The organism is Xanthomonas sp. JL1 (genome assembly GCF_038405005.1).
On the sequence record NZ_JBBYGR010000038.1, the window covers coordinates 45,153 to 56,455 of the forward strand.

The 11,303-nt window shown below is 66.4% G+C and carries 7 protein-coding genes and 3 pseudogenes; 5 read left to right on the forward strand and 5 right to left on the reverse strand.

What is annotated here, in order from left to right; translation table 11 throughout:
* Positions 1 to 40: 40 nt before the first annotated feature.
* The gene (locus tag WJW29_RS08290; protein ID WP_011257482.1) at positions 41 to 256 is read left to right on the forward strand and encodes a hypothetical protein; all 216 of its coding nucleotides are present in this window, start codon (positions 41 to 43) and stop codon (positions 254 to 256) included.
* Between the two features lie 185 nt (positions 257 to 441).
* Here the strand turns inward: WJW29_RS08290 and sppA are convergent, their stop codons facing one another.
* Positions 442 to 2,343: a signal peptide peptidase SppA gene (gene sppA, locus WJW29_RS08295; RefSeq protein WP_041181946.1), complete on the reverse strand. Its 1,902-nt coding sequence runs from the start codon at positions 2,341 to 2,343 to the stop codon at positions 442 to 444.
* Positions 2,344 to 2,427: 84 nt separating this feature from the next.
* On the reverse strand, positions 2,428 to 3,804 hold the full coding sequence (locus WJW29_RS08300) for an MATE family efflux transporter (protein ID WP_041181945.1): 1,377 nt from the start codon (positions 3,802 to 3,804) through the stop codon (positions 2,428 to 2,430).
* 280 nt (positions 3,805 to 4,084) lie between these two features.
* Here WJW29_RS08300 and WJW29_RS08305 point away from each other — a divergent pair.
* A pseudogene (locus WJW29_RS08305) lies at positions 4,085 to 5,158 on the forward strand (DUF3667 domain-containing protein).
* Positions 5,159 to 5,488: 330 nt separating this feature from the next.
* On the opposite strand, the gene WJW29_RS08310 reads toward WJW29_RS08305, so the two are convergent.
* Together WJW29_RS08310 and WJW29_RS08315 are read right to left on the reverse strand one after the other, a co-directional pair.
* Positions 5,489 to 6,091, reverse strand: a complete 603-nt coding sequence (locus WJW29_RS08310) for a DUF3106 domain-containing protein (protein ID WP_012443959.1) — start codon at positions 6,089 to 6,091, stop codon at positions 5,489 to 5,491.
* Positions 6,075 to 7,100, reverse strand: a complete 1,026-nt coding sequence (locus WJW29_RS08315) for a hypothetical protein (protein ID WP_113084432.1) — start codon at positions 7,098 to 7,100, stop codon at positions 6,075 to 6,077. The genes WJW29_RS08310 and WJW29_RS08315 overlap by 17 nt, the downstream gene beginning before the upstream one ends.
* A 465-nt stretch (positions 7,101 to 7,565) precedes the next feature.
* Here WJW29_RS08315 and WJW29_RS08320 point away from each other — a divergent pair, with 465 nt between their 5' ends.
* Together WJW29_RS08320 and WJW29_RS08325 are read left to right on the forward strand one after the other, a co-directional pair.
* Entirely contained in the window at positions 7,566 to 9,788 is a 2,223-nt protein-coding gene (locus WJW29_RS08320) for a primosomal protein N' (protein ID WP_011257476.1), read from the forward strand.
* A gap of 402 nt (positions 9,789 to 10,190) precedes the next feature.
* On the forward strand, positions 10,191 to 10,706 hold the full coding sequence (locus WJW29_RS08325; protein ID WP_011257475.1) for an IS110 family transposase: 516 nt from the start codon (positions 10,191 to 10,193) through the stop codon (positions 10,704 to 10,706).
* Here the strand turns inward: WJW29_RS08325 and WJW29_RS08330 are convergent.
* Positions 10,660 to 10,986, reverse strand: a pseudogene (locus WJW29_RS08330) (hypothetical protein); the annotation flags it as partial. The gene WJW29_RS08325 and the pseudogene WJW29_RS08330 overlap by 47 nt on opposite strands.
* On the opposite strand from WJW29_RS08330, the pseudogene WJW29_RS08335 reads away from it, so the two are divergent.
* A pseudogene (locus WJW29_RS08335) lies at positions 10,980 to 11,165 on the forward strand (hypothetical protein); the annotation flags it as partial. The pseudogenes WJW29_RS08330 and WJW29_RS08335 sit on opposite strands and share 7 nt — an antisense overlap.
* Positions 11,166 to 11,303: the final 138 nt, after the last annotated feature.

The following is an 11,303-nucleotide window of genomic DNA, read 5'->3' on the forward strand; positions in this document are numbered from 1 at the left end:
CAAGCGTTAGGATACCGCCACCCCGAGCGAGGTCACGACGATGAAGATGCATTGGATGCTTGCAGCCGGCCTGGCGTTGTCGCTGAGCGCCTGTCAGCGGCCGCAGCCCGCGCCCACCGAACAGAAGCCCGATCCCCAGGCCACCGCGCTGCGCGACCACATTCAGGAGCCGCTGAACAAGGCGCACGCGGTGCAGGCCTCGACCGATCAGGCCGCCGAAGAGCAGCGCAAGGCGATCGACGCCGCCACGCAGTAGCGGAATCGGAGGTCCGCAATCTGCTGGCGTCGCGACCTGATGTGCGCGCCGACGATTTGAATCAAGCGTCCTGCCGTCTGCTTGCTTCGTTCGGCCGTCGCACACCGCATCATCCGCCTGCAACACAGCAAGGCCGGCACATGGCCGGCGTTGCGACGCATCAGGTGCTGCTCAAACGCGCCGCATCAGAATCCGCAGAAGCAATACGCCAGCGATTTCACCGGCGTGCCACCCGCCTTGCTGTCGTGCACGGCGCTTTCGACAAAGCGCAGCTGCGTGTCCACTTCCGGCAACGCGCGGGCCACAAGTGCGCGTGCCATGCCCGAGTCGCTCAGCATCCATGCGCCCATGCGGCTGCCGGCGAACCCGTTCATGAACTGCGAGAACGGCGTGGCCGGCTTTTCCACATAGCGCACGCGGAACTTGCCACGGCTCAGCTTGGCGCGGTCGGCCGCATCGGCCACCGCTTCGGACATGCCGCCGAACGCATCCACCAACCCACGCTCCTTGGCCTGCGCGCCGCTCCACACACGGCCACGCGCAACCTTGTCGATCGCGTCCACCGACTGGTGGCGCGCCTGCGCCACCTTGCCGGTGAAATCGGCGTAACCCTTGTTGATCACCGCCTGGATAACCTGGCCGGCGGCCGGATCCAGCGGCCGGGTGATGTCGAACGCACCAGCGAACCGCGTGGTGCCCACGCCGTCGGTATGCACGCCAATCTTGTCCAGCGCGCGGGTCAGGTTCGGCACCATGCCGAAGATGCCGATGGAACCGCTGATGGTCGACGGGTCGGCGTAGATGCGATCGGCATTCATGCTGATCCAATAACCGCCGGAAGCGGCCAGATCGCCCATCGAGACCACCACCGGCTTGCCGGCCTGCTTGAGTGCGACCACTTCGCGGCGGATCTGCTCGGAGGCGAACACTTCGCCGCCGGGCGAATCCACGCGCAGCACCACCGCCTTCACTTTCTCGTCGTCACGCGCCTGGCGCAGCAGCGCCGCGGTGGACTCGCCACCGATGCGACCGGCCGGCTGTTCACCGCCGCTGATTTCGCCGGTCGCCACCACCACCGCCACCTGCGGGCGGCTGTCCATCGGCGAATCCTGCGCCTGCAACTGGCTCAGATAATCGTTGAAACCGATGTTGCGGAAACCGCTTTCGGCATCGCTATCGGCCACGCCGCGCTTGACCAGCAACGCATCGACTTCCTCGCGGGTCTTGAGCCCGTCCACCAGCTTCTGCTGCAGCGCGAACTTGGCCAGGTCGCCACCGGCGGCGGCCACGCCCTCAGGCAGCGTGTCGATACCGGCGGTCAGCTGCGCCGGGCTCAGCTTGCGCGCAGTGACCACGTCGGCCAGATAGCGCTGCCACACATCGTTCATCCAGAACAGATCCGCTTCCTTGGCATCGGCAGAGGCCGCGTCGAGGATGTACGGCTCGGCGGCGGACTTGTACTCGCCCACGCGGAACAGATGCACGTCCACGCCGAGCTTGTCCTGCAGGCCTTCGCGGAAGTACTGGCGATAGCGGCCGAGGCCTTCCAGCAGCACGCTGCCCATCGGATCCAGATACACCTCGTTAGCCTGCGCGGCAAGCAGGTACTGGCCCTGGCTCATGCTCTCGCTGAAGGCCACGATCTGCTTGCCGGAGGCACGCAGCTTCTGCAGCGCAGCGGCCACTTCGCGCTGCGAAGCGAAACCGGACGGTTGGAACTTGTCCAGATTCAACAGCACGCGCTCGATCTTGCGATCTTTGCCGGCCGCCTCGATCACCCGCACCAGGTCGCGCAGCTGCACTTCTTGAGCGCTCTTGTCGCCCACTGCCTTGGCCAGCGACCGGCTTACCGGGTCGGCGCTGAACTGCTCGACCAGCGTGCCTTCCGGGTTGATCACCAGGGTGGTGCGCTCAGCCAGCGGCTTAGTGCCGTCGCCACGCGCGAGCGCCACCACGAACACCAGCAGCAGCATAAACAGGAAACCGAAGAACACCAGGTTGAAAATGAGGCGCCGGGTGAAATTCATCACATCCCACAGGCCGACGAAGAAGCTGGCGATGGGACTGCGACGCACGGGATGGTTCATGGAAAACTCCGTCGAAAGACGCTGCATACAAATCGATGGTGCCCAGCATACCGGCTGCGCAGCGCGCGCGGCATGCGCTGGAAGTCAGGGTGTCGCGGTGGCGGTCAGCCGCCGGCTGGTCTGGCGAAAGCGCAGCCCCATCAGGAGCGAGGCCACCGTCAGGCCCAGAATCAGGCCTACCCACATGCCCTGCGGCCCCCAGCCCAGCCCCAGGCCGAGCCCGGCGCCGATCGGCATGCCCACGCCCCAGTACGAAAACATTGCCAGGAACATTGGCACATGGGTGTCCTTGAGCCCGCGCAGCGCACCGGCCGAGAGCACCTGGATGCCATCGGGAAACTGGAATGTGGCGGCAAACAGCAGCAAGACCGAGGCCAGCGCGGCCACGGCCACATCGTCCGTATAGACGCCGACGATGGCATCATGGCCCAGCAACAGTGCGCTGGCCGACAGCGCTTGGGTGCCCAGCACGATCGCATAGCCGGCCCAGGCCGCGCGCCGCATGCCCAGCGGATCGCCACGCCCCACCGCATGGCCGACGCGCACGGTGGTGGCCTCGGCCACGCCCATCGGGATCATGAAACACAGCTGCGCGACGTTGATCGCAATCTGGTGCGCGGCCGCTTCGGTGGAGCCCAGCCGGCCGATCAACAACGCGGTGACGATAAACAACCCGCCTTCCATCAGCACGGTGATGCCGATCGGCAAGCCGGTGCGCAGCAACTCGCCAATGGCGCGCCAGCGCGGGCCTTCCAGGTGGGTGAACAATTGCAGATGCGCAAAGCGCCGCGCGCGCCACAGGTACAGCGCAAACACGCTCGCCTGCACCCACAGGGTGATGGCCGAGGCCATGCCCAGTCCTTCGGCACCGTGCTCGGCGAAGCCGAACTTGCCATAGGTCAGCGCATAGCCCGTCGGTGCCAGGACCAGCAAACCGCCAAAGCCCAGCAGCATGGTCGGCAGCGTCCAGTGCATGCCCTCGCTGAGGTAGCGCATGCAAAAGTAGAACGTCAGCGCCGGCACGCCCCAGCGCACTGTATGCAGAAAGTCGGTGGCGCCGGGCACGATGTCCGGCGCAATCCCGAAGGTGGGCAGCAACGGCGGCACCACGCTCAGGAACACGAACATCAGCGCACTCAGCCCCAGCGACAGCCACAGCGCCTGCCGGAACAGCGGCCCGATCTCGCGCTCGCGGCCGGCGCCCATCAGTTGCGAAACCGAGGTGGTCAATGAGATCAATGTGCCGATCGGCACCAGCATCGGCAGCCACAACAGCGAGGTGCCGATGGTCACCGCGGCCAGCGTGGCAGTGCCGTGGTGGCCGGCGATGACGTTGTCGACAAACCCGATCAGGCCGGTGGAGACGTGGCCGAGCACCAGCGGCAACGCAAGCAGGCCGGTGGTACGCACTTCCGAGGCGAAGCCTGGCGTCGCGGACGGGGGGGCTGAAGAAACAGACATGAAAACCAATTGCTGCGTGGACTACGGCCGTGCCGGGAGGCGCTGGCACCGGGTCGCGTGGGCCGGCTATCTTACCCCTACTTTCCGACTGCGGCCTTGTCGCGCATATGGGTAGAGCCTGCTGCGCGTAAGCGCGTGCGGGCAAAAAGACGCGACGGCTGCTGCGACCGGACCAGCGCGGCATAAACGTTGCAAGCGTGCGCCAACGCGGTCCCTTCGGAATCGCGTCTTCGGCAGCGCGCCCCTCCCACCACCCGCCAACCGGACCTGGCTCAGGTCACTGCATTTGACCGCGCACCACCCCACGGATTGCGAAAACTGTTCGACTGCACGGCACGGCGCGTTCTGCCACGCCTGCGGGCAAAGCGTGCACAACCCGATGCGCACGCGGTGGAAGAAGTGTTCGAATCGTTCTGGCATCTGGATGGGCGCATCTTCCGCACCCTGCGCGATCTGCTGGTGCCCGGACGCCTGGCGCTGCGCTTGCTGAGCGGCCAACGCCGCGCCGATGCGGCTGTTGCTGATCCTGAGCCTGTTGACGTTCTTCATCGCGCGCATCGCCGTGCACGCGTCCGACGCAGACAACGATATCGCCACGCCGCCCGGTACCAGCCAGACTGCTGTGCCCAAGGATTTCGCGCACGCACACACGCCGACACAGGTGGAAGCGCTGCGCAGTCAACTGGTCGAGACGCTGACGCAGACGCGCACCGTGGTGCCGACCGCCATCGCACGCGACAGCGTGGACGCCGGCATTGCGCGCACCAATGCCGAAGCGCACAGGCGCTTGGCGCAATTGCAAGCCGATGCGCGCCCGATCAGCGCCGTGCCCACCGCGGAGGCAGACAGCGACAGCACGTTCTTTGCGGTGATGGGCAAGCCGTGGGACCCGGTGAGCAACCCGTTGCACTACGCGGCGCTACCGCAATTCGCCAACCGCTGGATCAACACGCTACGCAGCCATATCCGCGACAACGTGCCGCGCCTGCCCAGCAATCCGCAGCTGCTCCATCACGCGTTCTTCGCCGCAGTGCCGTCTGCGTTGCTGGTGCTGGTGCCGCTGTTTGCGCTGCTGTTACGCGTGTTCTATGTGCGCAGCGGGCAGGTGTATCTGGAGCATCTGGTGGTGGCGTTGTTTGGACTGGTGCAGTTGGGCCTGACGGTGTGGATGCCGGTGTATCTGCTGTGGATGCAGCGATGCGTGTATGCGCAGTCCTGGCCAGTGACCGGGCTCACGTACATCGGCCTGAGCGGCGTGTACCTGGTGTTCGTGACGGTTGCCGCCGCGCTGTTGATGGTGGCGAGCCCGGCGCGTCTTTGCTGCGGTGCCGATGTGGATGCGACTGAGCGATAACACCCGCATTGCAGTGGGCCGACTCAAGTTCCAAGTGCAACACTTTTCTCCACTGCAGACCCGCGTTTTCTGTCAAAACACTGGCTCACGTAACTTTTGCACAATCAATGGCCTGCTGGGCTGCCCGTCCATACGTTGCGCTAACAGCAGGTCTCTCGAGCTGTTGCACTTGACTCTTGAGACCGCCGTGTGACGCAGTGAGGCTGAGCGCGCGCGGTGCGCCGTATGTGGCCGCGCTATCTGACGCCAACAGCCGCTTCCACCAATGCCGCGCGCGCAAGCTTAAACATGGCGCGCACGCCTACCGCGCCAAAATCCTGCCGCGACCGATCAACGCGCCAGCTGCCGCTTCAACCATGTGCTGCGGGTGGCCGGTGCTTGGACGAGGAAGGCATCGCGCAAACCATCGCGCTCCTGGGACGGGGTGCGCTGTGCCAGCACTGCCAGTTGCTCCAGCTGGCCGGCATCCAGGCTGCGCAGCGCGGCCAGCATGGCGTCGCGCTGGGCCGGCGGCACGTAGCCGATCAGGGGCTGTAATTGCGCATAGAACGCTCCCACCTGCGAGCCCAGGCGCCAGCCGTCGCGATGCAGGCGATCCATCGCGCCGAATTGCGTGTGCAACGCGCGTTGCTGATCCTCAGGCAAAGCCTGCAGACGCTCGCGTGCATGACGCAGCACTACGCGGTCGGTTGCAGTCAGCCCCTTCCAGGCGGCGTAGCGCGCGCGCAGCTCGGCCTGCTGCGCGGGCGTCATCGCCTCCCAGCGCGCGCGTTGCTGCGCGGCGCTCGGGGTTGTGCTCGATACTGGGGCAGCCGGCGTGGATGCCGACGGTGCAGCGCTGGCTTCTTCCAGCGGCATCGGCATTGTCTGCGCGCCGGTAATGCCTGCAATCGCGCAGAGCAACAGGCCGCACCAGTTAGTTGGCTTCATCATCGACCGTCTCCAGCGGGGCGGAAGGCTGCTCGACCGCGCTGGCATGCGCGCCGGATTCGTCCACCGGCACCGGGTGGCCGGCAGCATACCAGGCATAGAAATCCGCAGAACGCACCAATTCCAGATCGGGGTCGGCCAGCATGGCCTGGTCGCGCGGGTCCATGCCTGGCTTAGCCACTGCATCGGACAGGTCGGCCGCGGGCAGTTCTTCCACCAAGACCGGTGCCGCGTCGGTCACATGCAGTACGCCGGCCGGCGCCTGCGACACGGGCTCGGGTGGTAGCGCCGGCCGGCGGTGGGTCCACCACCAGCCCAGCACCGCCAGCAAGAGAGCCAAGGCCAGCACGCCCAGCGCCATGCCTGCATGGCGACGCTCCAGCTGCGGCCACTGCCATTGCCGCCTGGGGCGCGTGCGTGCAGCGGCCGGACGCTGCGGCGCCGGTGCTGGCGCGGCCGTCTGCAGCGACATCCCGGCCAAGGCCGAATCGCGCAGCTGGCTGAGCCGGGTCAGCTGGGCCGGGGTCAGATCGCGCAGTTCCATCTGCGCTGCCTCGGCCAGGGCCCGCCAGGCCTGTGCGTCCGGGTTGCCGGCAGCATCGCGCGGGCAGGCACCGGCCAGCGACTGCCGGTAGTCCGCCGCCTCGATACCCTGCACCTCGCTGGCCGCTTCCTCTTCCAGCCCGGCCACGATCCGCAGCAGCAGGGCCAGGCGGTCGGCGGTCTGCATCCGGCCCAACGCGGTGAATGGGGGCAGCCAGGTGCCCGACATCGGCTCGCGTCGCAGCGGTGGCGCGGTGGCCAGCAAGCTCCAGAAGCGCATCGGCCAGCCAGCCATCGGTCGACCTGCTGCCTGGCTGCTGAAGGCGCGCAAGGCCGCTGCGAGGGCGCGCTCAGCGGCGGCTACGTCGCCGCATTGCAATTGTGCGAGCACCAGACCCCGGCGTTCGACACCGCGCAAGAAGGCAGATAACGCGGCAGGGGTCACGGGGGCGTCGGGGACTACGGTCATGAGAACTCCAGCATCGGCCGGCATGATACCGACGCGATTGGCCCCCGCCGATGGCTTGACAGATCGGCCCGGCCGCGTTCTGCCTTCACACCACCCGAGCCGATCTCTGCGGTGGGTTGTGCACAGCGGCGGACATACCGATACACAGGCGTCTGTCAACTGTTGTTTTTTCTTTGTTGCAATCGTGTTTCACGCCTAAGTGATTGAAATTTATTGACTTATTCATGTTGGCTAAAAAATGTCCAAGAGGTTGCGAAGGCTAGTGAATCCATCGTCGCAGCGTGGAGCACAAGACTAATTCACAGCTTTATCCACAGGCGGTGTGGATAAACCTGTTTCCATAGCCCTCCCATAGGTTTACGTCGGATTTATCACTTCCGTCACAGAAACGCCGCCGCACCGGCGCCGATTTGAGCCGGTTCGGGTCGGCTGCCGGCCTCTGGACAGGGTCGGTAGACTGGTCGGATGTCTTCGACCGTCGCCACCCTGCGCGTCGCCTTGCCGGTGCCGCTGCCGCAGTTATTCGACTATCTGCCTCCGGCCGATGCGCCGCTGGCCGACCCGGTGCGGGTCGGCTGCCGGGTGCGGGTGCCGTTCGGGCCACGCGAGTTGATCGGCGTGGTGGTGGAGATCGGCCAACTGCCCACGGCCGACGGCCTGCGCCCGGCACTGGCCTGGTGCGACCAAGCGCCGCTGCTGGTCGATGAACTGGCCCGCTCGCTGCAGTGGCTAGCGCGCTACACCCACGCCCCGCTCGGCGAGGCCCAGGCCAGCGCCCTGCCCGGCCCCTTGCGCCGCGGCGAGCCGCTGGCCGATACCCACGCCTGGGCCTGGCAGCTGACCGAAGCCGGCCGCAGCGGTGCCGCCAGCCTGCGCACGGGCAGCCGCCCTGCCCTGCTGGCCGCTCTTCTGCTCACCGGCGCAGTGGGCGAAGAACAACTGGACCCGCTACTGCCGCAATGGCGCGAAGCCGCGCGCAGCCTGGCCAAGCGCAACTACACCGAACGTGTGGCAGTGCCAGCCGACACCATCTCACCGCGCCCGGGCAGCGGCCCCCAGCTCAACGAGGAACAACAGGCCGCCGCCGCCGCGATCCGCGCGCATCGCGGTTTCGCCACCTATCTGCTCGATGGCGTCACCGGCAGCGGCAAGACCGAGGTCTATCTGCAGGCAATCGCCGATTGCCTGGCCGCCGGCAGGCAGGCGCTGGTGCTGGTACCGGAGATCGGCCTGACACCGCAGACATTAGGCCGCTTCCGGGCGCGCCTGGGCGTGCCGGTGCACGCGCTGCACTCCGGACTCTCCGATGGCGAGCGCGCACGCGTGTGGGCAGCGGCCTGGCGCGGCGAGGCCAAGCTGATCGTCGGCACTCGTTCGGCGGTGTTCACTCCGCTGCCGAACGCCGGCCTGATCGTGATCGACGAAGAACACGACGGCAGCTACAAGCAGCAGGACGGCATCCGCTATCACGCGCGCGATTTCGCCCTGGTGCGCGGCAAGGCGCTGGATGTGCCGGTGATTCTGGGCAGCGCCACGCCATCGCTGGAGAGCCTGCACAACGCCTACTCGGGCCGCTACCAGCATCTGCGCCTGTCGCGGCGCGCCGGCGAAGCGCGTCCGCCGCGCGTGCGCGTGCTCGACGTGCGCAAGCGGCCGCTCAAGGACGGCCTGTCGCCGGAAGTGCTGGCCGGCATCGGCGCTACCCTGGCGCGCGGCGAGCAAGTCCTGGTGTTCAAGAACAGGCGTGGCTATGCGCCGGTGCTGCTGTGCCACGACTGCGGCTGGACCGCGGCTTGCCAGCGCTGCAGCACGCCGCTGCACCAGACCCCGATGACCGTGCATGCCGGCGGCCGCCGCCTGCAGTGCCACCATTGCGGCGCGCGCCAACCTGCACCGCTGGCCTGCCCGGCCTGCGCCAGCCTGGCGCTGCAGCCGCAGGGCATCGGCACCGAGCGACTGGAAGAGCGCTTGACCGACGCCTTCCCGGACGTGCCGGTGGTGCGCATCGACCGCAGCACCACCCAGCGCCGCGACGCACTGGAAACCCAGTTCGCCCGACTCGGCACCGAGGCCGGCATCCTGGTCGGCACGCAGATCCTGGCCAAGGGCCACGACCTGCCCCGGCTGACCATGGTGGTGGTGGTCGGCATCGACGAAGGCCTGTTTTCGGCCGACTTCCGCGCCGCCGAAAAACTGGCCCAGCAGTTGATCCAGGTAGCAGGACGCGCCGGCCGCGCCGACCGCCCGGGCGAAGTCTGGTTGCAGACCCATCACCCCGAACATCCGTTGCTGCAGACCCTGGTCAACGGCGGCTACCACGCCTTTGCCGACGCCGAGCTGCAACAGCGCGAAGCGGCCGGATTCCCACCCTTCGCGCACCTGGCCTTGTTCCGTGCCGAAGCCAAGGATGTGGCTGCGGCCAATCACTTCCTATTGGCGGTGCGTGGTTTGACCAGCACCGACCCCAGCACCCAATCGCCGGCGTTTGCCGCAGTAGAATGCTACGGCCCGATGCCGGCCCCAATGCCACGCCGCGCCGGATTCCAGCGCACCCAACTGCTGTTGTCGGCGCAACAACGCTCGGCGTTGCATCGCTTGCTCGATACGCAACTGCCGGCGATCCATGCGCTTCCGCAAGCCCGCCGCGTACGCTGGTCGCTGGATGTGGACCCGATCGATTTGTATTAGGGCACGGCGTATCGAACATCGTTCGCAGCCAGACACACGCTCTGCGCAGTTTGCTCGCTTTTTAGGGACGCGCTCGCACGCGATGCGGCTACCGGCAATGCCCGTCGCGCCCGGGTTCGCTCCTTGTATCTGGACATGGCCGCCTAACAGCGGTGTGTCTTCCGACTGATCATCCGAGCAGATGCGGGAAGTCCATGCGCTCCTGAAGCGTCAAGCTTGTATCGTGGATCGGCTCGCGCATCTGCATTTGCTGGTCCTTGCGTGTCCGAACGGTATCCAGAGTCCGCCACAGGCGTGAACTCGCATCACAAGGCAGGACCAGGACCGGCGTTGATCGTCGTCCATTCCGTCTGAGGAGGTTTCCATGTCCCTGATCGTGGGCATCGCGTCGCCAAGCACAGCGTGGATCTGGCCATCGAGCTGGGCAATGGCAAGTACCGCATGAAGGCCAAGCTCTCCAACGATCCGACAGGATGTGCGGCCCTGTACGCCTGGCTGTGCACCCACGCCCAGCCGGACAGCTGGGTCGTGATGGAAGCCACCGGCATCTATCACCAGGCGCTGGCCGAGTTCCTGTACGCGCACGGCTACCGGGTGTGCGTACTCAATCCAGCGCAGGTGGCGCTAGACGCGCGCAGCCAGTTGCAGCGGGGCAAGACCGACCGCAGCGATGCGAAGCTGATCGCCAGCTACATCTCCCGCACCGGCTCGGCGCGGCTGCGCGCCGGACTGTACATGCCAGCCCTGGTGGCCATGCGCCATCACCCGGTGGTTACCGCGCTCAAACAGCCTCTGCATGCCCGCGGCAAACACGGCAAGCAGATCGTCTGCGCCGCCATGCGCAAGCTGCTGCATCTGGCCTACGGCGTGCTCAAATCCAGCACTGCGTTTGACCCGCAGAAGGCCCTTGCCACATGAGGGGCAAGACGGTATCTGCGAAAAACGCCAGGCCCGCAGGCAGCGCGTGTGGCCCATGCAATGAACAACACTGGCGTCGGTGGAGACTCGACACCTGGAGCAGATACTGAGGTATCCCCACGTTTTGCAGCACCAATGTCAGCTGCTCGCGCGCTGCGTCGGGCAGTGTGCGCAAGCGATCTAGCCAGCGTGAGACCGGTTCCATGGGCCAGTGCCTGACCAACGCCTCGCGGCCGACGCGCAGCGTCGAGTGGAGCTTGCGAGTGCTGCTGCGTGGCGATCCGCTACGAAGGCGGCCTTGATGCGACCACCGGCCAAGCCGAGCCTGACCTGGAGCGCACCGACGACCGCAGCAAGATCGTGCAGACCGCGCCCGCAACCAGGTGATCTTCAGCGTCCAGGGCCACCGCCCGCCTGTTCAATCCGGCCAAACCGGCCAGCTGCCAGCTCGCCACTTAATTCCACTGTGTTACAAATAATCGTACCTTTGTGCCACTATTGGAAGACCTTCAGGCCACGCGGGAGAGCTGTGTTGAATAGGTCACTGGAAGTGCGTTTTGAACAGTACGGGGAAGTAGTTGCTGCCGCCCTGTCCCA